Source organism: Tenggerimyces flavus (assembly GCF_016907715.1).
In the GTDB taxonomy this organism is placed as follows: domain Bacteria; phylum Actinomycetota; class Actinomycetes; order Propionibacteriales; family Actinopolymorphaceae; genus Tenggerimyces; species Tenggerimyces flavus.
Window position 1 is genome coordinate 7,354,306 of sequence record NZ_JAFBCM010000001.1, and the last position, 25,341, is coordinate 7,379,646.

Below are 25,341 nucleotides of genomic sequence, written 5' to 3' on the forward strand. Positions count from 1 at the left end.
CTGCAGGAGTTCGTGACCGAGCCATTCGCCGATCGATCACAACGACGCAGTGCGTGCCGTACCTGCGTCGTTGTCCGCGGCGCCTGGAGGTCGGGCCATTCGCGACCCACCTCGCGGTTCTTCGTCACTCGTTCGTAGCCGGACACCGCACGGACCTTGCTGTCCAGAGCCCACGCGGACCGCGAGCTCCAGGAACTCCCTGCTCGCTAGGACTCCCCCGCCGACCCGAGCGCGTTGTTCGCCATCAGCGGCGCTCACGTGTCGACGAAGGTTCCAGTGGTCCGGTTCTGGCGATGCTCCGGCCGTGAGGTGACGCCGAGACTTGCGGGTGGCCGACAACCCGGCGTTGCTGCAGTCGGTGGTCGCCGGAAGCCGCCCAGTGGCCGGTCTGTTCGTGTTGGATCCGGCTCTGTTCGACCCTGCCCGTGAGGCATCGGCGCCACTACCTGCTCAGCAGGTGTCAGACCAGGCGCCGACGCGGTCAAGTCCGCCGCCGTAGACGGATTCACCATCGGGACCCCGCTCGAGGCGTTGACCGACGGCAGAGACGCGATGTTCGCGGTTGCTATGAACGGCGTTCCGCTGCCGCTAGCGCATGGGTTTCCGATCCGGATGATCGTCTCCGGCCTGGACGGATATGTGTCGGCAACCAAGTGGCTGTCGACGTCGATGTCGCCCGGTTTGCCGACTTCAAGGCCTACTGGTCGACCCGTGGTTGGGCCGAGCAAGCGCCGATCAAGACCTCGTCCCGCATCGACGTTTCGAAACCGTTCGCCCGCGTCCAGGCCGGCGACGTTGCTGTGGCAGGTGTCGCCTGGTCCCGACAACGCGGCATCACTAAAGTCGAAGTCCGCGTGGATGTTGGCGCTTGGCAGACCGCAGAACTCGCTGCTGAGGATTCCATCGATACCTGGCGGCAATGGCTGTGGTCCTGGGAGGACGCTGCCGGCGGGCAACAACACGCTGCAAGTCCGCGCAACGGACGCCACCAGCACAGTCCAACGTCTCGCCGTGTCCCGCCACGCCCCAATGGGTCCAGCGGATGGCACAGCGTCGCGGTGATGGTCGAGTGAAGTTCCTCGCACCGTCGGTCGAGCGCGTGTTCGCCAAGAGCGACGCGCGGCGTCGGTCGGTACAGCATGACCGACAACGCGCTGATGTCGAAGCCGGGCAAGCAGACGTCCAAAGGTGTTTGACGTCCGGTCGCGCGTCCAGCCAGGATCGATCCCATGAACACCCTCGAACGTACGGTCGAGATCAACGGCATCGAACTGTGCACGCAGACCTTCGGAGAACCGGAGAATCCCGCCGCTCTGCTGGTCGCCGGTACGTCGTGCTCGATGGACTGGTGGACCCCGACCTTCTGCACGGCGCTTGCAGGCAAGGGCTTCTTCGTCCTTCGTTTCGATCAGCGCGATACTGGCCGATCCAGTCGTGACGAGCCCGGGCACCCCACGTACTCGCTGACCGACCTGACACTTGATGCCGTCCACGTTCTCGACGGCTACGGAATCGACCGAGCGCACTGGATCGGCTTCTCCCAGGGTGGTTGGGTCAGTCAACTCGCCGCGCTCGACCACCCCGATCGGGTCGCGGCTCTCACCCTGATCTCGACCCGGCCGACCAGCCATGGCCCAGCCGATTCCGATCTGCCAGAAGTCACCACGGAGCTCCTTGCCGCGTGGGAGCAAACGGGTGAGCCGGACTGGGACCAACCGTCGGCTGTGGTCGACTATCTGGTCGAGTCCGAACGGTCGCTGGCAGCCAACCCGTTCGACGAACAGGCTGCTCGCGACATCTGTTCGAGTTGCGTCACACGATCAATCGATGTCCGGTCGGCTGTCACCAACCATCCGATCGCTGATCAAGGCCCGCGTTGGCGCGGTCGTCTCGGCGAGATCGCCGTCCCGACGGTGATCCTTCATGGTGACCACGACCCGCTGTTCCCTCCTCCCAACGCCACAGCCCTAGCCGCCGAGATCCTGGGCTCTAGAATCCAGTTCCTACCTGTCGGGCACGAGCTGCCACCACGCATTCATTCCCTCGTCATCGACGCCATCTCAAGTCTGTGAGCATCCCAGTTCAATGGATGCAGCTGCCGTCTTAGAGCCTGTTCCTGAACCTGAGTTGATCTTGGCGGCGTCGTCGTCGAACAGTAGCTCGATTCGGAGATGCTCACGCCCACGGCCGCGAACGACTCTCTACCTGGACGCCGGGCAACTAGTCGTGCTGCTCGGTGACTCCGGCATCGGCAGGACCCACCTACTCATCGCGCGCGCCTGGCCGCCTGCGACCAAGGCCGCCACGTCCGCTACGTCACCGGCGCGCAAATTAGCCATCGAACTCGTCGAAGCCGCCGACGACCGCATGCCGTCCTGCGTCGTTGCCCGCTACGGCCACCTCGACCTCTTGCTGCTCGATGAACTCGGCTACGTCCAAGTCGATCCTCGCGGGCCCGAGCTGTTGCTCCAGATCATCACCGAACGCGAGGAACGCGCCTCGATCGGCATCGTGGATCCACTCCGCGCGGGCCACATCGTTGAGGTTGACGTCAGGGTCCTCCTCCGGATACGGCCACAGTCCGCCGCCGCGGTTCCAGGCCGCCCACGTTGGTGCCGGGTCGAGCGTGGATTACCTCGGCCAGGAATGACGGCTCGAGTTTATGTGCCACGCCTTCAGGATCAGTCGGAACGTGTGCGCCGATAGGAGTTGATCGTCCGGATGCCGTCCGGATGCGGACAGCATCCGTAACAGGACGCGGCTGCAGTCGTTGGATCAGCGCGATTCACTCAGGGGAGGAGGGCGCGGTAGTCGCGGGTGTGCAAGGGAGGTAGCCGTGAGCGAGCCAGGTCAGGCATCCGAACCTGGGCACGCACTATGGGTGCGCTCGCTGATCATGCGGGCGCTGCCATCCGCTTGTTCCCACCGGCCGGATCAACTGGGACGTCGTTAAGGCAGCCATCGAGTCGGTCGAGTCGGTCGAGCTGGTCAACAGATACGCGTTGGCTGGGTACGCGTCGGTCGACCGAGTCGACAGGGCCGCGATCAGAGCCGCGGTCGTAGTGCATATCGACACCCGAGCGCACGCCACGGTGGTCGAAGCCAGCCTGCCCAGCCGGCACCACCGTGCAACGGGACCCGCTCAACGACCCATTCGATCCGGGCCACCGGGATGCGGCTGATCGCCAAGCCTGCGCCGGCAGGCGGTGGGCACGAGGAGCGGGACCTGTAGCGAAACGGTTAACGCGGTGAACACGGTCGATGCCGATCGTCGATCAACATCTTCGGGGCGGTCGTCGCCTCCGCGATCCCCCGCCGTGGAGACGAGCCTGCTTGTGTGCGTCGGGTTATCGCCGTCGGGAACGGGAACGCTCCCGAGTACTGCGATCGACTGCGGGGGCGACGCAAGAGCAACCGCGAGCTGCCTGTTGAGCACGTGAGCAGCTGCGGTGAGGCGGCCTTGACGCCCCCTGACGCTCCGTCAAGGCCGCGATAGATCCGGGCGGGCGGGCGGGGTCAACCCTCCCAGCCCCGGCGCCCGCCCGGACGTTCTCGGGCTCCCTCGGACTCCCCGGACCTCGTTGTGAACGCCCGGCGGTACGGGGGCGAATTCCTGCGATGACTGGGTCCGGCTGGCAGTGCGCTGCAGCTGCCCTAAGCGCCGGGCGTGGGAACTCGGGCCGGCCCGGGTGGGTCAGCACTGCCCAGCCATCGCTGCCTCCGAAGGCCCGCGGGCCATCCCGCAAGCTGAACCCCAGCTGGACACGTCAGCCGGATAGACGCCGGATAACTGTGGCCGCGAGTGGTTGGTCACCGCCATCGTCCACCGACTTATCCGACTCGCACACCTCGCTGTCGACGCCGACCACAGCTGAGCAAGTCGAAGGATGTAGCGATCGACAACAGAAGGATCCTATGTTGTCGATCGCGCGTCGCCGGGTGACTGTCGGTTCCGCGACCTACCGTGGTCGGCATGGAGCAACAGGACCACGCCGGCGGGCCCGGCGAGACGGTGGTCAGCGAGCTAGTCGAGGCCGAGCTCGTCGACGAGCTCGAGCACGCACCGGCGCTCGCCGCGAAGATTGCGGCGCTGAGCCCGGCACCGTCGACGGCCGCCAGCGCGATCTCCCCGTACGTCACGGCGCAACCCATGCGGATATCCGCCGACGTGCTCGACGCTGACGACCCCGCGGCCGCGCTCCGCCGCCCAGTTCCTTCTCCGCCACCCCAAGCACATCCGCGCCGCGTACACCACCGACCTGACCCAGTGGTCACCTTCGTTCGGCCGCGCCGTGGGCGCGAACCTTCATCACCTCGAGCGGCGCACGCATGGACCGAATCGCCGGGTACCGGATCATCGCCCGCCGGGCTGATATCCCCGCCGCTGACGCCATCTCCCCGCACAGCCTGCGTCGCCACCGCGTCGTGACCGCATCGCTCAGCAATGACTGGGCACGCTTCGGAGGCCCAGAGATGTCCACCTATCAGCGTCCTGGCGTGAAGCCCGTTCGTTCTGAGGAAGACGGTGAACTTCACTGCACAGCTTGTGACCTGTGGAACGGCACGCACGTTGACGAAGTCCGCATCGCGGCGCGCGCGGAGGACCGGGACTTCAACGAGACTAAAGTTGACGCGATCACTGGGCGCGTAACAACGCACAATGACGCTCCCAGTCCTGTGGGCCCGCTGATCGGCCAAGGACGCCGTCAGCGGATCATGCTGCTCGGCTGGTGCGAGCTCTACTCCCGGGGCTATGAGTGGGTCTACGTACGATGCCCCTGACAAACCCCTGCTGGCGGGCCCCAGCAGATCCGGCCATCCCAATGAGGGTGGTGCGGGGCGAGATCCAGACCAGGCGTGATTCTGGACGGAGGAGCGGCAGGCGGGTGAGCGTGAGGTCGACGAACAGATCGCCGCCGGGCCTGGGGACCACGTACGAGACCGCAGAGGAGTTCCTCGCCCACCTCGAGGACCTCTCCGCCCAGAGCGATAGCAGGGATGGCGGCGAATGAGTGACAACACCCCGCAGCAGGAGTCGGCAGTTTCTTCAAGCTCACAAGGTCAACCGAAGTCGGCACAGTGTTACCGCGGCGGCAATTGGGTGTGGATCGACGACCCGGTCGCGGCTACAGCCGCCTACGAACGCGGCGACTTCGACGCGGCGATAGAAGCGAGCGGTTCACGTTCTGGACCGGTGTTCCTCGTGGCGACGCCTTCGAGGTGCCGCTCGCTGTCGAGGTCTACCAACGCAGCACTCCGTTGCCGTACTTCCTCATCGAGGTCACCCCTGGAGGCGGCGGCCGCGTGTTGCACGTGTACGCCGACTATCTCTCCGACCTAATGGGGGTCCTGGCCCGGTGGATGCCCACGGTCCAAGGTGCCGCGATCACGGGGTTTCTGGAGAACTTGCACTCCGGCGAGATGCCCGGACTCGCCGAACTGGCCCGCACCTGGACAGCGGTGACGACAGTACCTAACGCGCATCCGTGAAACATCGGGATAGACGCCAGCTGACCTTCAATCGCGCTTACACCGTTCACCTGCCGACCTGCTCAGCGACCTACTCAGCGCGTCGTCAGCAACCCGATGACGTCGCTTCGGAGTCTGAAGCATCGCTCCAAGCGGCGACAGATCTCACCAGCCAGCAGGCTCGGCGACCAGCGTTCCTCAACCAGACATCACCCGCTTGAGGCTCGCCGATCAGATCCCATTAGGTGGCCAGCAACTCCCACTAGAGCACGAGCGACAGGAACAGGCGTGGCTTCGGCCCGGTTTCGTGCGACGGGAAGCGGAACGGCCGCAGCGGTGACAGGATCGGGTCCTCACCGCGCTCCCAGCTGCAAAGGGCGCCAGGCTGGCGGTCTATGGAAGGACATCGATGGCGACTCTGCGTGCTCTTGCCCTGTGCTGCACCCTGAAGAAGTCGCCTGCGCCGTCGAGCTCGGACCTGATCGCACGGGAGATCCTCACCGCCCTGACCGACCACGACGTCGTCGGCGACTTGGTCCGGGTGGTGGATCACGATGTGCGGTTCGGGGTGTCCATTGATGAAGGCGACGGTGATGCGTGGCCGCAGATCCGTGCGCAGGTGATGGCCGCCGACATCCTGGTGATGGCAACCCCAATCTGGATGGGGCAGCCGTCGAGCGTCGCCAAGATGGTCCTCGAACGACTGGACGCGGAGTTGTCGGAGACCGATGAGCAGGGTCGCTTGTCGACGTATGGCATGGTCGCGGTGCTCGGTGTCGTCGGTAACGAGGACGGCGCGCACCACGTCACTGCTGAGGTGTTCCAGGCCCTCAACGATGTCGGGTTCACCATCCCCGCTGCCGGCGGCACGTACTGGGTCGGCGAGGCAATGCAGAAGACGAACTACGACCAGGCCGGCCCGAAGCCGAACACCACGGGTGCGGCCACCAAGACTCTCGCCTCGAACGCTGCCCACCTCGCCCGGCTGCTGAAGAACAGCCAGTACCCACCCTCCTAAGCTCCGACCGGCCCCTGAGATGCCCTTGCAGTCAGGGCTTGCCGGCGCCAGGAACGGTGCTGGGAAGGCGACTACTTGCCCGCTGGATTCTGATGATTCGGGTTCACCTCCAGTTCTGGCCGACGACGTACAACTGCGGGTCGTCCCCGCGGCTTATCGCAAGCGAAGTGCGAAGGCACCGGGGTCCAGATGGCCGGCGCGCGCTCCCAAGTACCTAGTCGCCGGTGTCGCCGTCGCATGTTCGGCACGGCTGATCACTACAGGATAATGACTGCTTAGGCCGTTACGCGCACTCTCGAATGCCGCTCACGAGTTAGTGGTCCGCGTTGTTGTTCCTCGGGGTTGACCTCGGGCCGGCGGACACCGGCGACCCGGTTCTGCGCGGGACCTTGTCCCTCACACCGGTGCGGACAGCTTCCTGTTCGCGCCAGGTCTGTTTCGTGGGTGGAACGATGGCTGGCGGGTATTAATCTGCCGATTGGGCCTGTTATGCCCGCCTCGGACCCCGGCTGCAGAGGGAGGCCAGTGTCGTCGTCGAAGGGGTGCACCGGGTGACTGCGGAACGTTCAACGAGACCGTCAGATCTTCTTGTCGTAGACCAGCGAGATGATCGCGGCGGGGGTCGTCGGCGCGCTCGGGTGGGCGCCAGGGTGGCGGATCCTCCGGTGGCGGGATGGGATCAGTTGCCGGCCCGTGTCGCTGACGGCGACGAGGTGGGGTTCGCCGCGCTCTACGACGCCCTCGCTCCCTGTGCTTACGGTCTGGCGGTGCGGATCGTTCGGGACCGGGCGCACGCCGAGGACGTCACCCAGGAGGTGTTCGTTCAGCTGTGGACGACCGCGCCTCGCTACGACCCGCACCGACGAACGGCCCTGACCTGGGCCATCACCGTGACCCACCGTCGAGCGGTGGACCGGGTCCGCGCCGAACGCCTCCGCCGCGACCCCGAAACAATCGCCGGTTCCGTCCCGCTCGCCGACCCGGTCGGCGGGCACCTGCAGCTGGTCGTTGACCGCGATCTCATCGTGCGGTGCCTGGCCGAGCTCACCCTGCTACAGCGGCGGGTGATCGTGGACGCCTACTACGGCGGCTGCACCTGCCCCGAGGTCGCCCAGCGACTCAGCGCCACCGTGCCGGTCAAGACCCGCATCCGCGACGGCCTGCGCAACCTCCGCGCCTGCCTCACCACTACACGAGTCACATGAGGAGGTCACGGATGGACGAGGTGTCCACCCCGGACCCGGGCTCGTACTGCGATCATTGCGCGCCGCGCTCGCAGACCCCGGTCCGGTTCTGGACAAGCCGCAGCCCCAGGCCAAGCCGGAGACCGCGGGTTGCCTCTGGCCTCCATCGGCTCTGCGACACCTGTGTACGTCGATGCGTCGAGGCGCGCACGGGGCGTCACGTCCGAGGTTGATGACCACCTCCAGCATTGCCTCCGGCTGCTCCGGGAGATTCAGCGCCAGACCGAACGGTTGACCTCCCTCGATGTCCGCGGCGCCGCTACCTGGGATGCCGAATCGCTCCAGGTCGACGTCGCCGCCATCGTCAATCAGGTCCACCTGACCTTGCGGCAGATGCAGGAGGCCGTCTCGTTCCCCGCATCCTCCCTGGTTCGGCGTGGTGGCCCCTGCGGGACCCAGACAGTTACCCGCCTGCCCACGAGTACGCCTGCAAGGCCGACCGTCGACGGTGTCGATGGTGTGGTGTGACCAGCTGGGCGCGCAGCAGGAGGGTGGAGGTGGGGAGGGTGTTGTCGATGACGGCGGTGGCGACGTCGCTGAGACGCCTGGTGGCGGCGGACGCATGTGCGCATGATTCGAACGCGGCGGTGACGTCGATCCCGGCTCGTTCGGCGAGTACTCCTTTGGCCTGCTCGATCAGGACTCGGCTGTTCAACGCGTTCTGGGGTTGCTCGGCCAGCAGGTCTCGTTCGCGGACGAAGCGTTCGTGGAGCAAACCGATGGTGGCGATGTCGCACAGTGCCTGGCCGATGTCGACGTCGTCTTGGCTGAGTGTGGTTCGATGGGCGCAGAACAAGTTCAGCACCTGGCCTCTTCCGTGGCGGCGGCCATCAGCTGCAGCCGGCTCCCGTTGATCGGCCAGGATGAGACCGCCGCGTCGGCCTGCAACAGCTCAACCCTGCGCTCGGTCAGCGTGTGCAGAAGTTCGATAACAACAACAGCGCCTCGGTCAGCCCGACCGAGACCTGCACCGTTACCACGCCGGTGGCCTGATGGATCGCCCGGTGGCCGTCGGTGACCTCGGCCAACTGCGGATCCAGCTGCCCGGCGACTCGTGCTGGAGGTCCACCAGCATCGTGGTCGCCGCTGCCGCGAAGTCCAGAGCCTTGGCCAGATAGAGGTTGTCCAGCGCGTGAGTTCGTGGGTAGGTGATGGCGGCCCGTTGTGGTTCTTGGTGTGAGCCTGGCCGGACAACACCAGCAGAAACACGAATGGGTGCCGCTGTCGTTGTTTCGGATGGTCGGGACCGGGAATGGGCAAGGCAAGCCGCGTCTACCCCGCACGCGGTAACCTGCGGTTCGCCTCTCGGCAAGAGACAGCAGCCGCGGCCAAGCGGTCTCGGCTCCTGACGCCAAGGGACCGCTGAGTCCCGGGCGGGCGATCGTCCCGCCTTCGGCCGCCCGCCCGGGCAGCAACACCTTAGCGAGGGCGTCTCCACTGGCGCGGGCGGAGCAAATCAGGGCGATGATCATCTAGCTGGCGCGGCTGACGTGGATCATCTCAACCGTCACCGTTTCTCGGCGACCTCATAGACAACCCGGTACCGACCGATGTGGAGCCGATATCGGTCCACACCCCACGCGAATGCCCCATCAGGGCGTGGTCCTCAGCCAACACGTCGAGGGCGTCGAACACGGCGAGCAGCCTGTCCCGGTCATCGACCATGAACACCTCGGCCACGACTAGAACCTCATCGGCCAGAACAACTTCGTACCTCACCGGTTTCGTCAATGGCCGTGCGTCAACGGTCAAGGCCAAGCTGGCGGCGCGCCCTCGTCGAGGCCGACATAGGCAACCTCGCCGAGCTGCTTACGCAGCTGGTAGCGCGCGATCGCCAACTCGTCCTCACGGTCCTCAATTGCGCGGACCAGATCGGTGAGATAAAGATGGATGGCCTCGCGGGCGACCTCTTGCTTTTCTGCTGGCCGACACACGTTGGTCAGCCGGTTCGATGTGCTCGACTTCCTCGGCCTGCTGGCCGAGCGGAGCTTCGAGCTGCTGGATGTCGACGCCGCCGGGGTGATCTTGTCTGACCAGCGGGGCGGCTGGCGCCCCGCATCCGGGTCGTCGGAGGACGCGGCGCTGGTGGAGGTGTTCGCCACCCAAACCAAGCAGGGCCGTGTATGGATGCCGCCCGCACCGGGACGGTCGTGGCCAGCGCCGACTTGGCCTCCGAGATCGATCGGTGGCACAGTTTGCCCCGGCCGCGGTCGAGGCCGGGTTCCGGGCGGCCTGCGCGGTACCGATGCGGCTGCGGGACGCAGGTTCATCGGGTCGCTGACGTTGCTGAACACCCGCCCCGGTCGCCGTCGAGGAACCTGATGTTGCGCTCGGCCAGGCGTTGGCCGACATCGCCACCATCGGCATCCTGCAACAACGCACCATCCACCGCGACGAGATCCTGTACGAACAACTCGTGGCCACCCTCCACCACCGCACCGTGGTCGAACAAGCCAAGGGCGTCCTGGCCGAGCTCGGCGACCTGGACATGCACCAGGCCTGCACCGCCCTCCGCGGCTACGCCCGTACCCACCAGCTGCTGTCCGAGGTCGCTCGCGACGTCGCCACTGGCGACCTCGACGGGAACGGCCTCGTCGCCACCCAACCCGCTCCCACTACCAGGTCACCGGCCCCCGACTGACCCCGACTGGCCGGGGAGCCCCAGCGAACTTCACGCTGCATCCCCCGGCGGCCCTGCCGGAGTGCCCGGTCTCGGCGTGGTCTCGGCGTGGGACGTGTAGTGCCTGGCGGGTCCGGCCGACTGCTGCTTGATGGTGCCGTCGGATTGTTCGATGTAGAGGGCGGCATGGTCGCGGCGCGAGATCCGTCGAGCGACGGCGATCGCGTCAAGGCGGCTGGGATACACCCGCGACGCCCGGGTCGCCCCGGTACGCAGCACCGCCCACACCATCTCGCCGTCCCGTTCCGTCAACACCACATGAACATCCGCCGCCTGTGCATCAACCATCGAGATACCTCCCCGGGACAGATGTGGTTGGAGTGGTTGGACCGTTCAATCGCTGACAATCACGCTTCTACCGTTCACCCGTCGATCCACCGAGCGGGTCGTCGACCTGCTCCGCCCCGTGCCCGCGGGTGTTTCCGGACAGGTGCTGGTGGGGTCGAGCAGTGCATCGGCCATCGCTTCGGTCGTGGTCGGGTAGACCTTCCAGACCCGGTCCATGCCGGTCACGTCGAGAACCCTCGCCACGATGTAGGTGGGGGCGGACAACCGAAACAGACAACCCATCAAGGTGGCGCGCCGGTCGACGGCGACCAGGGCACCGAGCCCGGTTGAGTCCAGCAGGGTCACGTCGGTGAGGTCGACCACGAGCATCCTGGGGCTTGCCGTCAGGGCGGCCAACAGCGTGTCCCGCAGCACCGCTGAGGTGCCCACATCGACCACACCCCGCGGCCGGGCAACTATCGCCGTACCTATCGCCGTCCCCGTCGGTTCCAACGGCACCACAAACTCCACGTCCGGAGCCCATGCATCCCGATCCACCCGCGGCGACCCACAACCTGGATCACCTCCGGGCGAACCACGAGAAGGAACCATCGGCGGACGGACGGCGGTCTGCGGCCGACGTCGCGACATGCTTGCGCCGGGGGCCGCAGAATCAGGAATGGTCATGTCCGACTCCTCACGACGCGCGACGGGGCGCCGCCGGGGTCTAGGACAGCACAAGCACAATATCATCGTGTCGCCCGGGCATAGAGGCTCACGGGGGTGATTATCACCGATCTCGGAGCATGGAGTGGAGGTGCTGATGACCACTGACAACCCCGACACCGTCCACACCCGTGACGTCACTAATCACGGCGCGTCCGTGCCTGATCACGCGTCGACGCGGGATCGGCAGGTGTGGCGCACGTTCGTCGCGTTGGCCGACACGTTGGTGGCCGATTTCGACATCGCCGATGTTCTGGACTTGCTGACCGAGCGTTCGGTGGAGTTGTTGGAGGTGTCGGCGGCCGCGGTGCTGCTGGTCGCTCCGACCGGTGGGCTGGAAGTCGTTGCGAGCACTTCGGAGCGGGCGGAGGTGTTGGAGCTGTTCGCCGTGCGGACTGACGATGGTCCGTGCATCGACTGTGTCCGCGGCGGAAGCCCGGTTGGGAGCGCGGACCTGGTTGCTGACAGCCAGCGGTGGCCGCGGTTCGCCGCGGCGGCGCACGCGTGCGGGTTTCGGTCCGTGCACGCGGTCCCGCTACGGCGGGGAACCCAGGTCGTGGGAGTGCTGACGCTGCTGGGCAGCGACCCAGGCGCGCTCGCCGACGACGATCTAGGACTTGGTCAGGCGCTGGCCGACATCGCGACCATCGCGATCCTGCAACACCGCGCAAGCGAGCACCGCGACGAACTCACCGCCCAACTGCAGATCGCCCTCGACACCCGCGTGGTCATCGAACAAGCCAAAGGCGTCCTCGCCCAACGCGGAGGACTGTCCATGGACGCCGCGTTCACCCGCCTCCGGGCCCACGCCCGCTCCCACAACCAACGCCTCACCGACCTCGCCCGAGCCATCACCGACAGCACCGCCGCCACGGCCGACCTCGACGCCATCCTCACCCCACCAAACTAGCCCCGAGCTAGTCCCGAACTAGTCTCCGCCGGCCTGCTTGGCATATGGCTGTCCTGGGGTTTCGAGGGGTTTGACGGCTGGGCCGGTGAGGACGGCGCCGTCGGCGGTGAAGCGGGAGCCGTGGCAGTTGCAGTCCCAGCTGCTGTCTGCGTTGTTCCAGTGCAGCGGGCAGCCGAGGTGGGTGCAAGTGGGGTTGTCGTTGCCGATCCGGCCGGTGAGGAACTCTTTGCCGACTTTCATGTTGTCGGTGATGAGTTTGCTGACGGCGTGGGCGTCACCGATGCGGGTGGCGTCGAACGGTTCGGCCCAGCCGTGGTCGCGGCCGGCGAGCAGGTCGCTGAGCATGATCGCGGCGGCGGCACCGTTGGAGAGGCCCCACTTCCTGAACCCGGTCGCGACCATCACCGACCTATGGGCAGATGACAGGCCGACGTAGGGGATCTGGTCCGGGGTAGCGTAGTCGTGGGCGAACCAGCGATGCTCAACCGACTCGACCTCGAACCGGCTGCGGGCCCATTCGTCCAACTGGGCTTGACGATCCCCGCTGTCGGCGCCGCCATTAGTACCGCCAGCTGCGCCGCTCGGGTTGCTGCCGACTTCGTGGCCGTTGCCGATGACCAGCAGCCCGCCGGGCCCGGCCGCGGGCCAGGGGCGGGTGGACCAGCTCGACGGGTCTACCTGGATCGTCATCGGGGCCGGGGCCGGACCGCGCAGGCGGACGGCCGCGCCGTAGGCGCCGACCGGTCGGGTCTTGGCGAAGTAGCCGCCCAGGGTGCCGATCGGCAACAGCGTGGCGACGATGACCTGGTTCGCCCGGACGGTGCCCTGCCCGGTCTCGTGATCGGTTCCGTGCCCGGTTCCGTGTTCGCTGCCGTGTTCGGTGGTCAGTGTGACGGTCTGGTCGCGGAGCTCCTCGATGCCGGTGATCCGGGTGTGTTCGTAGATCGCGCCGCCGGCCCCGACCAGCGCCCGGGCGAGCCCGTCGAGGTAGCGAACCGGGTCCAGGTGGTACTGGCCGGCGAAGCAGACCGCGGCCTCGACGTCGAACGGCAGGCCGGCCGAATCCTCCAGCGTCGCGGGCAGACCGAGGTGCTGGGCGGCCTCGACTTCGCGCTCCAGGTCGAGGCGGCGGGCCGGGTCGAGGGTGTAGGCGTAGGCCGAGGCGGTGGTCAGGTCGCAGTCGATGCCCAGTTCGCCTACTAGACGGACCACCAACTCGACTCCGGCGGTGTTCGCCTCGGCGTACTGGGCTGCCGCTTCCGCGCCATGCCGGTCGACCAGATCGGCGTAGATCAGGCCGTGCTGGGTGGTGAGCTTCGCCGTCGAAAAGCCGGTCGTGCCCGACCCCACGTCAGCGGCCTCGAACACCGCCACCCGGACCCCACCACGCTGCGCCAAGAACGCCGCGTGCAAACCGACCCAGCCGCCGCCCACCACCGCCACATCGACGTCCAGATCCCCGGTGAGCACCGGAAACGTAGGGCGATGCTGAGACAGCCACATACTGGTACGCATTGACATGACCTCGATGTACCCGCGCGGCGCCGACACACACTCGGCGCGGCGACTCTCACAGGCGGTGACATCGGCGACCTAGACGCGTCTCCCTGTCGTGGCGGACCAGGACCCTGACTGGCGAGCGTGGCCGCCGTCGTCAGCCTCGAACTCTACGCGCACGTCCACAAGCCAATATTGAGAGAACCTCCCACATCGTGGTCCTCCTCGGAGTACTCGGGTCCCGGGCAGAAGCCGCCGCACGAGTGCGTTCGCCGCAGGGCCGCGTTGGTATGTCTGCTCGCCTAGTGGCGATGTTACCGGCGTAAGGACTTCTGACCGGTAACAGTTGATGGGATTGGACGACTCCGCTCCATGCGTGTGTTGATGCAGAACCCGGAGGCTGCGTTCGGTGACTGGCCGCGTCGTCGACAGGTGCTCGCCGCCGGGCTGCGGGACATCCAGCCTGACCTGGTGTCGTTTGGTGCGCTGTGATGACCGCGGTCCCACCCTCGACATCGCCTCCTGCGAACGGGTCGTCGACCAACAGTGGACGGTGTCTGGGCCAGCGACCACTACGGCGTCGTCGCCGACCTGACGGTCCGCCTGCCGCCTCGCCGTCGCCATGACGACTGACGCAGAGGCAACCCCGAGCTCGACAGAGTTCCTCAGAGCTCTGCGAGTTGTTCGACTGCGGCCCATGTGTCCGGGCTCCACGGGCGACAGGCTCGGTGAAGGTTGTATTCACGGTCGCGGGGTATCCGCCGATTCATGCCCAGGCACTTCGCCCGGGGTGAGCGCGCAGAAAGGACGTATCGACGTGTCCGGTGATGTTGTTGATCTGATCCTGCAGGACCACCGTGAGGTCGAGAGACTGTTCGATGAACTGAAGAACCACCCGGAGAAGCGGCCCAACCTGGTACCGGTGTTGACCACACTTCTCACCGCCCACAGCCGAGCCGAAGAGGCCGAGGTCTACCCGGCCGCGGCCAACGAGGCGGGCGAAGCTGACGACGTCGCTCACAGCCAGGAAGAGCACGTCGAAGCGGACCAGCTGTTGGAGAAGCTGGCGGCTATCGAACCGACATCGCCTCAGTTCGACGCCGCCTTGAACAAGCTCGTGAACGCGGTCACGCACCACGTCGAGGAAGAAGAGACGAAGGTGCTGCCGGGCATGAAGTCCGGACTGTCCGACGCGCGTCGTGTCGAGCTCGGCGCGGCGTTCGCCGCCAGCCGCAAGGAGCATCTGGGCCAACAGCCGGCGGACACCACCAAGGACCAGCTCCTGCAACAAGCCCGCAACGCCGACGTCTCCGGGGTCTCCGGGCTCGGCAAGGAAGAGCTCAAAGACAAACTCCGCGAGGAAGCCTCTGACTAAGCCGCCGAATGCTCCCAACGTGAGCCAATCGATGGAGGAGGCGAATCACGGCCAAGGACCACGGTTCGAGCGTGAAGGACGACAAACAGTACGAAGGTCTTCGTAAGAAGGACATGAGCAAGCAGCGTGCGGCGAAGATCGCGAACACGCCGGACGCGTCGTCCAAGGGCGGCAAGAACAGCGGCAGTTCGACCAAGAGCGGTGGATCGTCGTCACAGAAGGCGAAAGCCTGCCGCAAGACAAGAAGTCCAGCCTGAGAGCCCTGCCCGACGGTCTGCCGAGCTCGTACATCTGTGTGCACGGTTCTAATCGTGGGGCCGCTACGCCGGATGTCGAGTTGATGCGGTCCGGCATCTCGCCGGTCGCGAGGTAGATCACCTGGCGGGCCATGTAGACCGCGTGGTCGGCGATCCGCTCGTAGTAGCGCCCGAGTAGCGCGATGTCGACCGCGGCTTCTACGCCATGGGGCCAGCTGGGGTCGAGCATCTTGTGGAACAACGACCGACGCAGCGTGTCCATCTCGTCGTCGGGGTTGACCAACGCTTCGGCGGCGTGAACGTCGCGCGCCGCGAACGTCGAGCTGATCTGATAGACCATTCGCTTCGCGACTCTGCCCATCTCGGCGATGGTGGGTTTGATCTCGTCTGGGATGTGCCCAGGTAGCGCACCGGGTGATCTTCGCGACGTGCTCGGCGAGGTCACCCATACGTTCGAGGTCGGCCGTTATCCGCAGCGCCCACCAACACCCGCAGGTCGGTGGGCCAACGGCTGCTGGAGCGCGCGAGCTGCTCGAACGTTTGCACCTCCACTAGCGCCTACAGCCGGTCGATCTCCGCGTCGGCAGTGAGCAGCTGCTCCGCTCGCCGAACGTCGGCCTCGAGGAGGGCGGTCGTGGATTCGTCGACGGCGGTTTCGACCAGATTCGCCATTTCGACGATCCAGTCGTTGATGCCCTTGAGCTGTTCGTGGAATGCATCGCGCATGGAAACGACCCTAGGACGGCCACACCGCACCTAATGGGCTCAAGCCACGGCAGTGAGGGCGCTGCCGTAGAGGACGTGTCTTCCCGCCTGCAGGGTGATCAGCGTGTTCGGCGAACCGAACGCGTAAGGTCGCCGATCTGTGATCGGTCTGGCCGGATCACGACGAACGGGTTCGCCGCGACGTCGAGTTGGGCTCGCGTGTCACGTCGAGCCACCGTACGCGCGCCGTACGTTGGCCGCGAGTTAGGGCCATTCGGTCGCCTGGTCGTCGAAGTCGGGTGTGTGCGGCGAGATCACGCAGAAGACCAGGCCGCCCGGATCGACCATCTGCCAATACGAACCGTCGTGGTAGCTCTTCAGCCGCTTCGCGCCAAGCGCCTCCAGGCGGTGCACTTCGGCCTCGACGTCGTCGGTGTCGATGTCCAGGTGCACCCGCGGCCCAGTGTCGTCGTCGAGTCGCTGAAGCTCGACCACGACCTCCCCGTCGAACCAGCCCAGCGAACGGTACGGGTCGCCGTCCTCCGGTTCGCGGCCCATCGCCGCCGCCCAGAACGCCAGACTCGCCTCAAACGAACGTGCGGGATGGTCGATGAACACCCCGCCGATCCGGCTCTTGTGCATGGTTGTCTCCCGTCGATGGGATTGGGGTGGTCCTACCGCGCTGCCAGTCTCCGGCGACCCCACGGGCTATCCTCACAGCGTGTGGGAGCGAGACCTGCGACCCATCTCGAGCGCCACGCATAGCCAGGCTCCGGGTCGCGCGTCTGCCAGGGTGTTGCCCATGACCGCCGTCGCGCGCTGCGTGGCATGGGCTGGTCTGCCTGAGGACGAGTTTCGATCTAGGAGGTACCTCATGGCGACCTTGCGTGCCGTGGTTCTGGGATGTTCCCTGAAGAAGTCTCCGGCGCCGTCGAGTTCGGAGTTGCTTGGCCGGGAGGTGCTGACCGCGCTGGCCGATCACGACACCGATGGTGAGGTGATCCGGATCGTTGATCACACCGTAAAGTTCGGGGTTTCCACCGACGAGGGTGATGGCGACGAGTGGCCACAAGTCCGGGAGAAGGTGCTGGCGGCAGACATTCTGGTGATCGCCACGCCGATCTGGATGGGGCAGCCGTCGAGCGTGGCGAAAGTTGTGCTCGAGCGGCTCGATGCCGAGTTGGCCGAGACGGACGACCAGGGCCGGTTGCTGACTTTCGGCAAGGTCGCAGCGGTCGCGGTGGTCGGTAACGAGGACGGCGCCCACCACGTGACCGCCGAGCTGCTCCAAGGCCTGAACGACGTCGGTTTCAGCGTCGCCGCGAACGGTTCGACCTACTGGGTGGGCGAGGCGATGGGCAAGGTCGACTACAACGACGCCGGCCCGAAGCCCGACACCACCGGTGCCGCAACCAAGACTCTCGCCGCGAACACCGCACATCTCGCCCGCCTCCTGAAGGACCAGCAGTACCCGCCGAGCTGACCCGCGCTCCTCACGAGCGCCGCCCGCCCGACGCGATCAACTACAGCCTCCGATTCCACACCGTGAACGCCGAGAAGAACGCCCGTACCCGCCGCTGGAACAAGGGCCCGTCGAGCCACGGACGAAGTGCCAGTGGAAGTCGGCGTCTGACCGCCCACCTTGAGACTGGCCGCCGGTCGGCGTCGGCTGACCCGTCGTCCGACCATGCTGGTGCGCGTTACATGGTGCCGCCGGGACCGCCAGGTCCGCGGTAGGTGGTGTCGTAGGTGGTGCCGTAGTAGTCGCCGAGCCGGGTGCGGTAGTCGTCGTCGACGCCGCGTTCGGGATCGGGATCGTACGGTGGGGAGTCCTTGATCTGGTCTTTGGTGCGATCGACGTAGACCTTCTGCTCGTCGGGGTCGATCCGGTCGATCACCCCGGCGGGGAGCAGCACCTTGCGGCCGAAAATCCACGGCCCGGTGTCCACGACGAGCCCGGCGGCACCGGGGTCGTGGGTGGCCCCGTCGACTTTGCCGATGTCGCCGTCGGTAGCGGCGATCTTGTACCCAACCAGGTCGGCGCCTTCGGTGTAGCCAGACTCTGGCCGGTAGCTCCACGGGTCGAACAGGCTGTTCGTCATCGCGAAACACCACCTCAATGTGTCAGCAGCTGTGAGTCCTTGCAGAGGCCTGCGTACCCACCGGGTGAGTGACAAACCCCGATCGCCGTTTTGGACGTGCGGCCTGCGCGAACTCGCGTTCACCAGACATGGATGCACGCCAGCACGAAGACCGCCGCGCCAACATCAGGGTGGTGCGGGGGCCTCGCGACCTTGCTCGAGCCCCGCTGCCCCTTGCCTCGACGACGGCTGTCGATGTCAAGGTCGACTTGAGTTCGGGTTGAACGGCGTCTGGGCGAGGCCGCTGCCCAGTTCGTAGTAGCGCCGACTCGAAGGAGCTCCGGCTCGCGGCAGACCCGGCGAGGCGTGGCGATGGTGCGCGTAGGGTAGATCCGGGAGATGCGCGTTGTCACGTTGAACATCTGGGGCGGCGGTACGGACTGGCCACACCGGCAGGAGGCTTTGCGGAACGGGTTCGAGCGCCTGGACCCGGACTTGGCCACGTTGCAAGAGGTACGCCGCACCGACGAACGCGACCAGGCATGGGAGATCCTCGGCGAGGATTACCACATCGTTCACCAGACCGAACAAGGCCGCGACGGCGACGGCGTAGCGACGGCGAGCATGTGGCCAATCGGCGAGATCTTCGAGATCGACCTGCCACTCCTGGACCGCGACGCCGGCTTCTCCGCCACGGCGCTGGTCACCGAGATCGCGGCACCAGACCCGTACGGGCGGGTGTGGCTGGTCAACTATCTGCCGAGCTGGCGGGTGAACCAGGCGTACGGAACGCGAACGCCAAGCCGTCGCGACCGCGAGCCGGCTCGAGGAGCTGGTCGCCGCCCAGCCCGGCCACCTCATCGTCGCCGGCGACCTCGATGCCGACCCGATGGCGACGAGTATCCGGTTCTGGACCGGCCGGCAGGCCCTCGACGGTCGAGCGGTCTGCTACCGCGACGCGTGGGAAAGCGTCGGAACCGGCGATGGTGACACGTTCTGCGCCGGAAGCCCGTACGTCGCCGACTGGGACTGGCCGTACCGCCGCATCGACTACATCCTCATCCGCTGCGGCCTCACCGGCGGCCCCACGCTCTCGATCGCGGACTGCCGCCGCGTCTTCGACGGCCCGAACGACACCGGCAGCGACCACTACGGCGTACTCGCCGACCTCCAGCCGCCTCCCGCCAAGCCTGATTGACGATTACAGTCGGGCCGACACTGCCGGGAGTTGCGGTGGATTGTCGCAATCACATACGACGCCGACATCGGCAGCGACATTGGCGACGTGCCCGCATGGGGGCGATTCACCCATAGCCAGCGAGGTGTGACCCAACGGTTCAGGGGCCGACTCAGGTCCCAGCGGCTGTGCGGCTCATTTGGCAGAGAGGTTGAGAGGAGCTGGCCCGTAGCTTGGGACCCACTCTGCCGGGTCAGATGGCGGTGTAGCTGTCGAGGAAGGCGGGCAGGCGGTCCCACACCCGTTCTCCGCAGACGCCTCCCAGCGCAGGTACCGAGGCCGGCCATGCGCCGTCGTCGTAGGGCGGCGTTGTGCTAGAGGCCTGGCTGGGCCCCACACTCGTCCTGCGCCTTCTCTGTGTGCTGAGGGGCCTGCTCAGCCAGCCCCATCTCGTGGCGGATTTCGTCGACCCTCTTCTCCAGCCGTTCCATGTCTCGGCGTCTACCCGGAAGATCAAGTGCTTCGCGCCCCCAAAGGGCTGTGGGCTGTGGGCTGTGGGAGGGCTCGACGCTCCAGACCTAGGTGCGTTCCCGCCCAACGCTCACTGGAGGTGCACCGCCGATCTTTCGCAGTCGGACATGGTGCGTTCCGGCATTCGCGCTAGTGCGATGTGCGTTGGTCTTGCCGACGTCTGGATTGCCGCTGGCTCTTGCTGACGTTGCCGCAGTCGGACATGCTGCACCAGCGTCGGGACCTGTTCTTCGTCGTGTCGAGGAACAGCCAGCCGCACGACGTTCCGCCGCGGCCGAAGCCTGGGCAGAGCTTGATCCTGGCGGACGCGGGGTCGCGGAGCAGGTCGAGCGCGGACAGGCCCACGTGCCTGAGGACGACTTCCGGGTCCGGGTCGGGCCAGCTGAGGTCGAGGCCGCCGACGCGAGGCTGCCAGGTAGCGGCCGCCAACGCCTCCGCGCTGCTTGCCCGGATCGCAGCGAGATCGCTCGCGGCGGGCACGGCGTCGAGGACGAGTGAAGTGAAGACCCGGTAGACCGCGTCGCGGAGGGTCAGGGCTCGGCTCAGCAGGTCGGTGGACTCGACCAGGTGCCACAGCTCCGCGGCGCGTGGCCGGTCGTAGAGCCCCTGACGGAAACCCCAGGCGACCAGGTCGTAGCCGTCGTTCAGGTCGTCCCGGAGGTCGGGAACCGTCGACAGGTCGGTGTCCGGAGTGCCGCCCCTCGGCTCGACCGTGTTGGCGAAGTCGAGGCAGAGCGCGCCGCCGACGCTTGGTCCCTGCGCGTCGATGCGCGCGTCCAGTTCCTGCACGTCTACCGCCTAACCGCGTTTTGCTGGTACGGTCGCCCTGATTCCACCTATCCGACTTTAGCCGGTGGACGAAGGGAAGGGTCACTCGTGGCGGCCGACCATGCGAACCTTCGCATCGCGGCGCTCGGCTTCGGCCAGCTCGGGGTCGTGGTGGCGTTCCAAGCGGTAGCGATCGTCCTGCCCTCGATCGGCGCCGACCTGCGGATCTCCCCGGCGTTGCTGCAATGGGTCGTCGGGGCGACCGCCCTGACGTACGCCGGTGGTCTGCTGGTCGCGGGACGCCTGGCCGATCGGTACGGGGGACCACGCATCCTCGTCGCCGGATCGCTCCTGATGGCGGCGGGCAGCATCGCCGCGGCGATCGCTCCGCACTTCGCGGTGCTCCTGCTCGCCCGCGTCGCTCAGGGGATCGGCATGGCGCTCTACACACCGGCGATGGTGTCGCTGCTGGCCACGGGGTTCGCCGCTGGCGCGGACCGTCACCGGGCGCTGATCTGGTGGAACGTCGCCGGCGGCGCCGGAGGACTCATCGCCGTCACCGGAGGAGGGATGATCGCCAACCACGGCTGGCGAGCGACGTTCCTGCTGCTGGCACTCGCTCCATTGGTGACGGTTCTGCTGGCGAAGGCCGCGTTCCGCCGGTCCCAGCCCGAGCAGCGATCCGCTCAACGCCGGGTCGACGTGCTGAACGCCAGCCTCCCGTCGGCAGCCGCGACCCTGCTCGTCCTCGGCCTCACGGGACTGCAACAGGGCATGCCCATCGGCGTCCTCCCGCTCGCCATCAGCGTCGTTCTCGTGGTCGTGTGGCTGAAGCGGGAACGCCACGGCCGGCACCCCCTCGTTCCGTCCTCACTGCGTCGCTGGCCCGCGCTGCAGCCGATCGTTCTCGCGACCTTGCACGGCGCGGCGATCAACACGCCGATCTTCTTCTACGGACTGTTCCTGCAGACGTTCCGCGACGCGACCCCACTTCAGGTGGGTCTCGGCTTCATCCCCGCGAACGTCGGCCTCATCTCCGGCGCCGTCCTCGGCGGCGCGATCATCCGGCGTCGAGGACACCACGCCGCGATGATCTCCGGCATGGCCGTCATCGTCGTCGGGATCGGGCTCCTCCTCACCGTCGACGCGCGGAGCACGGTCTGGCACCCGTTCCTCCTTGCCTGGTTGGTCTTTGGCGTAGGCGCCGCCGTTGCCCAGGCCGGCTTCATCGGACTGGCAGGGAAGGAGTCAGCGGACGAGTCGGGAACGACGGCAGGATTCCTCACCTCCGGCGGGCAGATCGGCACCGCCATCGGGCTCGCCGCGTTCGTCGGGCTCGCCGGGATCCCGGCCGACAACCTGACCGGCTACCGGATCGCCTTCCTCGCGGCCATGCTCGCGGCCGCTCTCGGCGCTGCTGTCGCGGCGATCGGTCGTCGCCAGCCACAAGAACGACCAGTGACGCCCGCCTACAACCAATGACCTCGGCGAACTACATCGGGCTCCAGAGGTGCGGAGAGAAACCGTTGTCACTCCTCTGGCGGGCGAAGGCCCGAAGCCAGGTGTCTCAGTACCGTACCGACTCGGGCCGGCCATGGAAGGCGGTGCCAGTGCTGATGGCGAAGTTTCGACGGCTCACCAAGGGCGATCTCACCAAGCTGAGCCGAGACGAGCTGCTGTCGCGGCTGGAGGAACAGGCGTGCTGGAGGCGACAGGAAGTCCGAAGGCTCCGTCCCGGCGAGGGCTCCGACGAAGCGCGGGCCATCCGGCAGTTCCGCGACGTCCTCGTCGCCACCCATCAACCCTGCCGCCCTCGCCGAAGCGCTGAGCGAGAGTGTCGCCTTCCTCAATGGTGAAACCGCCGAGCGGGCCTGGAGCCAGTGCGGCAGCACCGGCTGGGCACAGACCACGGATTTGCCGCCCTGTGCCGACTCACCGGCCTCACCACCGCACCCACCACCCAGCCACCAAGTCGACTCGACAAGCAGGCTTGAAGACCGCGGGGAATCACGGCACGAGGGTCCCGTGCTGTACGGCTGGCTCAGTCGACGATGTCGCCGCGATCGGCCTCCGCGAATCCCGCTCCCCCCAACTTCGGCGTATCGTCATGGCCGAAGGACCGGACACCCAGGTGCCGGTCCTTCACCACGCTCGGCCGGTCAAGATCAACTGGCGGTAAAGATCAACGATAAGGATGCCTCTTCGACCGGTGCCCGACGAGGCGGGCGCAGCATGTGGTCCTGGGCGTACCTAGGCGTCCTCGACCGCAGCGGCGAGCAGGTCGAGTGATGCCCGTAGGCCCTCTCGGCCGACGACCGGGAGCTGGTCGAGGTGGTCGGCGTGAGTGAACGCCGACCAGTCGTAGGTCTGGCTCACCCACGTGCGGTTCGATCCTTCCGGCCGCAGCCGCCAGGTCCAGGTGTGCCCGGCGGGCGGACGGCCGGGCTCCGCCGGCGCCCAGCCGAGCGCGCGACCGAGCTCGTACTCCACGACATGGCAATCGACCCGATGGTCGCCCCGGATCGCGTTGTGCATCTCCATCACGAACACCTCACCCATTCCCGTCAGCCGGCCAACCGTGACGGCCCGGCGGACCATGCCGCTCGTGTCGAACGCCGAATGGCGGGCGGGCTCGGCAAGGAACGCGAACACCACCGCCGCCGGTGCCGCGACGAGCCGGGACACGGTGATCGAACATTGCGCGTCGGTCATAGTGGCAATGACCCAGTGGCAAACCGGAAGTCATCGGCCTTCGCCAGATGAGTGGAATGCGCAACGCCGACGCCCGCCCAAATGAGCGCGCGGTCCGGCCTACCGATCGTGATCAAGGTTGCGTCGCGACACCTCGACGCGGACAGACAGGGCGACGTCTCTGGTCGCCCGATTTCCCCTCGCCACCGGGGCGGGCCCGACAACGACCGGACTGCTTGGCCCGGCGCCGAGCTTGCGGGCACGTTCGACCCAGCCTGCAAGTTCAGCGAAGATCAGATCGCTGCCGGGGGTCAACACAAGGTATGCGGCCATGACAGAGCACTCTGGCAGAGCGGCGGCAACCCTGCCGAGTAACCCATTGAGCGGCGTCGGCACGATCGACAACAGAAGGACCTCTTGTTGTCGATTGTGTCGACCCTCCGACGGTGTCGGACCCGCGCCTACCTGGTCTGGCACGGGAGCACCAGCCGGCGACATCGTCGACGCGGAGCCGACGAGCTGCCCGACGAGGACTTGACCACCATGACGCCCCAGCCTCCACCGTGTGATCACATCGACGACAAGTTATACTTGTGGGAAAAGTGTCCCAAGGTAGGAGGTGGACGTGGGCATCGATGGTCTGCCTCCGGCGCCGGGGAGGTTCGCCGGCACGGTCAAGGTCGGAGAGAAGGGTCAGATCGTGATCCCGAAGGGTGCGCGGGAGTTGTTCGGCATCAAGCCCGGGGACACGTTGCTGCTGCTGGCCGATGTCGATCAGGGGATCGCGATCGTGCGTCAGGACCTGTTCGATCGGTTCATCGCGCAGGCGATGCCGCCGGCCGTGAGGCCGCCGGCCACGTCGACGGAAGAAGACATCGAACGGGGAGACGGTCAGTCGTGAGTGTGGTCGTATGCGAGGAGGTGGTACGCCGGTTCGGGGCCGTCACGGCCGTCGACGGAGTGTCGTTCCAGGTCGAGCAGGGCGAGATCTTCGGTCTCATCGGGCCCAACGGGGCAGGCAAGACCACTTTGCTGAACTGTGTCGAGGGTCTGGACCGGCCGACGTCGGGGAGCATCAGCGTCCTCGGTCGTCACCCGGTCACCGACCGGCACGAGTTGACGCTCCGCACCGGCGTCCAGTTGCAGACGGCGGCTCTGCCGCCGCGGATCACCGTCGCGGAAGCGATGCGGCTGTACTCGTCGCTGTACAAGGCTCCCGTTCCGTGGAAGGAGTTGCTCGCCACACTGGGCATCGCCGGCAAGCAGAAGACCACGGTCGAACGCCTCTCCGGCGGCGAGCGTCAACGGGTGTTCATCGCCCTGGCCCTGCTGCACAAGCCCGAGGTGGTGTTCCTCGACGAGCTGACCACCGCGCTGGACCCGCAGGCACGCCTGGCGATGTGGGAGGTGGTCAAGGAGATCCGCGACCGAGGAACCACCGTGGTGCTCACCACCCACTACATGGAGGAAGCCGAGCACCTGTGCGACCGGGTGGGCATCATCGACCACGGCAGCATCATCGCCCTGGACATCGTGCCCGCGCTCATACGCGACCACGCCGGAGACGCCACGGCACGCCTCACCCTCACCCAGCCAGCTCCCGTGAACCTGGACCGGGGGCTGGACCTCGAGCTGGAGCTGGAGTCGATCGACACGGTGACCAAGGTCCAGCCCGACGGAAAGTACCTGACCGTGCAGGGCACCGGCGGATTCCTGCAAGACGTCCTGGCCGAGCTGACCGCCCGTGACGTTCGGATCGTCGACCTGCGCACGACCTCTCCCGGGCTGGAGGACGTGTTCTTGAACCTGACCGGGCGCGCCATGCGGACCGAGGAGCAGTCATGACCGGCTACACAGAACTTGCCGCCACCATGTTCCGTTCCCGGCAGCGTGAACCGGTCGCGCTGTTCTTCTCTTTCATCTTCGCTCCGGCGTTGGTGCTCTC

Annotated in this window: 28 protein-coding genes and 3 pseudogenes; 18 read left to right on the plus strand and 13 right to left on the minus strand. The window is 66.7% G+C overall.

Annotated elements, in window-relative coordinates; all coding sequences use genetic code 11:
• The first annotated feature begins 322 nt into the window (after nt 1-322).
• The 5 genes and pseudogenes from JOD67_RS42560 (at nt 323) to JOD67_RS42565 (ending at nt 2,706) form a co-directional block, all read left to right on the plus strand.
• Complete coding sequence (locus JOD67_RS42560; protein ID WP_372442352.1) at nt 323-499, plus strand: hypothetical protein; 177 nt, start codon at nt 323-325, stop codon at nt 497-499.
• Nucleotides 500-510: 11 nt separating this feature from the next.
• A pseudogene (locus JOD67_RS42210) lies at nt 511-603 on the plus strand (hypothetical protein); the annotation flags it as partial.
• A 50-nt stretch (nt 604-653) separates the two neighbouring features.
• Nucleotides 654-1,073 (plus strand): molybdopterin-binding protein, encoded by a 420-nt coding sequence (locus JOD67_RS34155; RefSeq protein ID WP_307782652.1) that lies wholly within the window; start codon nt 654-656, stop codon nt 1,071-1,073.
• Nucleotides 1,074-1,229: 156 nt separating this feature from the next.
• A complete protein-coding gene (locus JOD67_RS34160) occupies nt 1,230-2,072 on the plus strand; it encodes an alpha/beta fold hydrolase (protein WP_275577209.1) in 843 nt (280 codons plus the stop codon).
• Nucleotides 2,073-2,085: 13 nt separating this feature from the next.
• Nucleotides 2,086-2,706 carry an ATP-binding protein gene (locus JOD67_RS42565; RefSeq protein WP_372442353.1) on the plus strand — a complete coding sequence of 207 codons (621 nt, stop codon included), beginning with the start codon at nt 2,086-2,088 and terminating at the stop codon, nt 2,704-2,706.
• A gap of 1,318 nt (nt 2,707-4,024) precedes the next feature.
• Here the strand turns inward: JOD67_RS42565 and JOD67_RS34170 are convergent.
• Nucleotides 4,025-4,255, minus strand: coding sequence for a hypothetical protein (locus tag JOD67_RS34170; protein ID WP_205121805.1), 231 nt, complete (start codon nt 4,253-4,255; stop codon nt 4,025-4,027).
• A 74-nt stretch (nt 4,256-4,329) separates the two neighbouring features.
• On the opposite strand from JOD67_RS34170, the gene JOD67_RS34175 reads away from it, so the two are divergent.
• The 4 genes from JOD67_RS34175 to JOD67_RS34190 all read left to right on the plus strand — a co-directional run bounded on the left by JOD67_RS34175 (nt 4,330) and on the right by JOD67_RS34190 (nt 7,692).
• Nucleotides 4,330-4,782 carry a hypothetical protein gene (locus JOD67_RS34175; protein ID WP_205121806.1) on the plus strand — a complete coding sequence of 151 codons (453 nt, stop codon included), beginning with the start codon at nt 4,330-4,332 and terminating at the stop codon, nt 4,780-4,782.
• 438 nt (nt 4,783-5,220) lie between these two features.
• Nucleotides 5,221-5,490 (plus strand): hypothetical protein, encoded by a 270-nt coding sequence (locus JOD67_RS34180; RefSeq protein ID WP_205121807.1) that lies wholly within the window; start codon nt 5,221-5,223, stop codon nt 5,488-5,490.
• A 388-nt stretch (nt 5,491-5,878) separates the two neighbouring features.
• Nucleotides 5,879-6,487, plus strand: coding sequence for a flavodoxin family protein (locus JOD67_RS34185; RefSeq protein WP_205121808.1), 609 nt, complete (start codon nt 5,879-5,881; stop codon nt 6,485-6,487).
• A gap of 665 nt (nt 6,488-7,152) precedes the next feature.
• Complete coding sequence (locus JOD67_RS34190) at nt 7,153-7,692, plus strand: sigma-70 family RNA polymerase sigma factor (protein WP_205121809.1); 540 nt, start codon at nt 7,153-7,155, stop codon at nt 7,690-7,692.
• 442 nt (nt 7,693-8,134) lie between these two features.
• Here the strand turns inward: JOD67_RS34190 and JOD67_RS34195 are convergent, their stop codons facing one another.
• The 3 genes from JOD67_RS34195 to JOD67_RS34205 form a co-directional block, all read right to left on the minus strand.
• The gene (locus JOD67_RS34195) at nt 8,135-8,536 is read right to left on the minus strand and encodes an ANTAR domain-containing protein (RefSeq protein WP_205121810.1); all 402 of its coding nucleotides are present in this window, start codon (nt 8,534-8,536) and stop codon (nt 8,135-8,137) included.
• A gap of 695 nt (nt 8,537-9,231) precedes the next feature.
• Nucleotides 9,232-9,411: a hypothetical protein gene (locus JOD67_RS34200; RefSeq protein WP_205121811.1), complete on the minus strand. Its 180-nt coding sequence runs from the start codon at nt 9,409-9,411 to the stop codon at nt 9,232-9,234.
• A gap of 68 nt (nt 9,412-9,479) precedes the next feature.
• A complete protein-coding gene (locus JOD67_RS34205) occupies nt 9,480-9,833 on the minus strand; it encodes a hypothetical protein (protein WP_205121812.1) in 354 nt (117 codons plus the stop codon).
• 239 nt (nt 9,834-10,072) lie between these two features.
• Here JOD67_RS34205 and JOD67_RS34210 point away from each other — a divergent pair, with 239 nt between their 5' ends.
• Complete coding sequence (locus JOD67_RS34210; protein WP_205121813.1) at nt 10,073-10,372, plus strand: ANTAR domain-containing protein; 300 nt, start codon at nt 10,073-10,075, stop codon at nt 10,370-10,372.
• Between the two features lie 30 nt (nt 10,373-10,402).
• Here JOD67_RS34210 and JOD67_RS34215 read toward each other — a convergent pair whose 3' ends face one another.
• Together JOD67_RS34215 and JOD67_RS34220 are read right to left on the minus strand one after the other, a co-directional pair.
• Nucleotides 10,403-10,699 carry a DUF2188 domain-containing protein gene (locus JOD67_RS34215; RefSeq protein ID WP_205121814.1) on the minus strand — a complete coding sequence of 99 codons (297 nt, stop codon included), beginning with the start codon at nt 10,697-10,699 and terminating at the stop codon, nt 10,403-10,405.
• Nucleotides 10,700-10,744: 45 nt separating this feature from the next.
• Nucleotides 10,745-11,431 carry an STAS domain-containing protein gene (locus JOD67_RS34220; protein ID WP_307782760.1) on the minus strand — a complete coding sequence of 229 codons (687 nt, stop codon included), beginning with the start codon at nt 11,429-11,431 and terminating at the stop codon, nt 10,745-10,747.
• 70 nt (nt 11,432-11,501) lie between these two features.
• Between JOD67_RS34220 and JOD67_RS34225 the strand changes: the two genes are divergently transcribed.
• Entirely contained in the window at nt 11,502-12,314 is an 813-nt protein-coding gene (locus JOD67_RS34225) for a GAF and ANTAR domain-containing protein (RefSeq protein ID WP_205121816.1), read from the plus strand.
• Between the two features lie 18 nt (nt 12,315-12,332).
• Here the strand turns inward: JOD67_RS34225 and JOD67_RS34230 are convergent, their stop codons facing one another.
• A complete protein-coding gene (locus JOD67_RS34230) occupies nt 12,333-13,835 on the minus strand; it encodes an FAD-dependent oxidoreductase (protein WP_307782653.1) in 1,503 nt (500 codons plus the stop codon).
• Nucleotides 13,836-14,508: 673 nt separating this feature from the next.
• On the opposite strand from JOD67_RS34230, the gene JOD67_RS34235 reads away from it, so the two are divergent.
• Both JOD67_RS34235 and JOD67_RS34240 read left to right on the plus strand, forming a co-directional pair.
• Nucleotides 14,509-15,186 (plus strand): hemerythrin domain-containing protein, encoded by a 678-nt coding sequence (locus tag JOD67_RS34235; protein ID WP_239554178.1) that lies wholly within the window; start codon nt 14,509-14,511, stop codon nt 15,184-15,186.
• Between the two features lie 44 nt (nt 15,187-15,230).
• Complete coding sequence (locus JOD67_RS34240) at nt 15,231-15,443, plus strand: DUF7218 family protein (protein WP_205123278.1); 213 nt, start codon at nt 15,231-15,233, stop codon at nt 15,441-15,443.
• Between the two features lie 178 nt (nt 15,444-15,621).
• On the opposite strand, the pseudogene JOD67_RS40720 reads toward JOD67_RS34240, so the two are convergent.
• The 3 genes and pseudogenes from JOD67_RS40720 to JOD67_RS34250 form a co-directional block, all read right to left on the minus strand.
• Nucleotides 15,622-15,804 (minus strand): annotated as a pseudogene (locus tag JOD67_RS40720) (phosphate signaling complex protein PhoU); the annotation flags it as partial.
• 197 nt (nt 15,805-16,001) lie between these two features.
• Nucleotides 16,002-16,169, minus strand: coding sequence for a PhoU domain-containing protein (locus JOD67_RS40725; protein ID WP_239554180.1), 168 nt, complete (start codon nt 16,167-16,169; stop codon nt 16,002-16,004).
• A gap of 243 nt (nt 16,170-16,412) precedes the next feature.
• Nucleotides 16,413-16,790: a VOC family protein gene (locus JOD67_RS34250; RefSeq protein WP_205121817.1), complete on the minus strand. Its 378-nt coding sequence runs from the start codon at nt 16,788-16,790 to the stop codon at nt 16,413-16,415.
• Between the two features lie 160 nt (nt 16,791-16,950).
• On the opposite strand from JOD67_RS34250, the gene JOD67_RS34255 reads away from it, so the two are divergent.
• On the plus strand, nt 16,951-17,631 hold the full coding sequence (locus JOD67_RS34255) for a flavodoxin family protein (protein ID WP_239554181.1): 681 nt from the start codon (nt 16,951-16,953) through the stop codon (nt 17,629-17,631).
• 217 nt (nt 17,632-17,848) lie between these two features.
• Here the strand turns inward: JOD67_RS34255 and JOD67_RS34260 are convergent, their stop codons facing one another.
• Nucleotides 17,849-18,250: a PRC-barrel domain-containing protein gene (locus JOD67_RS34260; protein ID WP_205121818.1), complete on the minus strand. Its 402-nt coding sequence runs from the start codon at nt 18,248-18,250 to the stop codon at nt 17,849-17,851.
• A gap of 378 nt (nt 18,251-18,628) precedes the next feature.
• Here JOD67_RS34260 and JOD67_RS42570 point away from each other — a divergent pair.
• Nucleotides 18,629-19,427: pseudogene (locus tag JOD67_RS42570) on the plus strand (endonuclease/exonuclease/phosphatase family protein).
• Between the two features lie 639 nt (nt 19,428-20,066).
• Here the strand turns inward: JOD67_RS42570 and JOD67_RS34275 are convergent.
• Nucleotides 20,067-20,726 (minus strand): CGNR zinc finger domain-containing protein, encoded by a 660-nt coding sequence (locus tag JOD67_RS34275; RefSeq protein WP_205121821.1) that lies wholly within the window; start codon nt 20,724-20,726, stop codon nt 20,067-20,069.
• 87 nt (nt 20,727-20,813) lie between these two features.
• Here JOD67_RS34275 and JOD67_RS34280 point away from each other — a divergent pair, with 87 nt between their 5' ends.
• On the plus strand, nt 20,814-22,187 hold the full coding sequence (locus JOD67_RS34280; protein ID WP_205121822.1) for an MFS transporter: 1,374 nt from the start codon (nt 20,814-20,816) through the stop codon (nt 22,185-22,187).
• A 768-nt stretch (nt 22,188-22,955) separates the two neighbouring features.
• On the opposite strand, the gene JOD67_RS34285 is transcribed toward JOD67_RS34280, so the two are convergent.
• Entirely contained in the window at nt 22,956-23,417 is a 462-nt protein-coding gene (locus JOD67_RS34285) for an SRPBCC family protein (protein WP_205121823.1), read from the minus strand.
• 604 nt (nt 23,418-24,021) lie between these two features.
• Here JOD67_RS34285 and JOD67_RS34290 point away from each other — a divergent pair.
• Both JOD67_RS34290 and JOD67_RS41510 read left to right on the plus strand, forming a co-directional pair.
• Entirely contained in the window at nt 24,022-24,297 is a 276-nt protein-coding gene (locus JOD67_RS34290) for an AbrB/MazE/SpoVT family DNA-binding domain-containing protein (RefSeq protein WP_205121824.1), read from the plus strand.
• Entirely contained in the window at nt 24,294-25,241 is a 948-nt protein-coding gene (locus JOD67_RS41510) for an ABC transporter ATP-binding protein (protein ID WP_205121825.1), read from the plus strand. Before JOD67_RS34290 ends, JOD67_RS41510 begins: the two co-directional genes overlap by 4 nt.
• Nucleotides 25,242-25,341 lie beyond the last annotated feature (100 nt).